At 53.1% G+C, this 932-nt stretch carries 1 protein-coding gene; it reads right to left on the minus strand.

Annotated features, from left to right (window positions below):
* Positions 1-8 precede the first annotated feature (8 nt).
* The coding region (locus tag AB4Z29_RS32285; protein ID WP_441946958.1) for an IS30 family transposase at positions 9-932 on the minus strand (924 nt) is incomplete at its 5' end.

Genomic DNA, 932 nt, shown 5'->3' on the forward strand with positions numbered 1-932 from the left:
ATGAATTGTCAAGCTAAGTGCGACACCTCTTCCATGAAGGCTTCGTGAGCCGACCTCCACCCGAGACATTTACGAGGACGGTTGTTAATCAAACGAATGGCATCAGCGAGTTGCTCATCTGTAACGGAAGCGAAGTCATGCCCTTTGGGGAAGAACTCCCGAAGGAGACCGTTTGCGTTCTCGTTAGAGCCTCTCTGCCAAGAGGAATAAGGATCGGCGAAGTAGACCTTCATGTTATGCACAGCTTCTAGGCTCGCATAGCAGGCAAACTCCTTGCCACGATCTGTTGTCGCCGTCTCGAAGGTACCACGTGGGTATTGGCTGAGCACGACACCGAAGGCGACCTCCATCGAGTGAGCCGTTCGATCAGGCATCTTTAGTGCCATGTACAGTCGTGTCTTTCGCTCGATGAACGTAGCGGCGCAGGCCTTGCTTTGGCCACGGCTGGAGACCACGGTATCAAGCTCCCAATGACCAAACGTCGTACGCTTGCGGACTTCTTTTGGTCGCTTGCTGATCGGTGTACCGACGAGGAAGCGTCCCCTTGTTTCCATCGGCTTTTGACGTTTGCCCTTATGTCGCAGTACGCTAGCTCTAGCTGCGAGACGCCCTCTGTATAGCCATCTGTAGATTGTCTTGAAGCATACGAAAGGTTYTCCTTCGGAACGACGMTTCTCAGCAATCTGCTCAGGTGACCAGGTTTCCTTCAGCTTCTCATCTAGTTCTTCGGCAAGTGCCTTCGTATATTTGCCGATAGGCATGCAAGAAGCTCTCCGCTCACGGGACGCTTCTTGGGMAGAGCTAGCCACATAAGTCCCATTCTTCTTACCACCGCTACGCGCCAGTTCCCGCGCAATAGTAGAAGGATGTCGACCTAACTCATGCCCAATCCTGCGGCATGACCAGCCTAATCGATGCAGCGCTTCTAGTTG

Origin of the sequence: Paenibacillus sp. 2TAB23, assembly GCF_052115165.1 — a bacterium.
In the GTDB taxonomy this organism is placed as follows: Bacteria; Bacillota; Bacilli; order Paenibacillales; family Paenibacillaceae; genus Pristimantibacillus.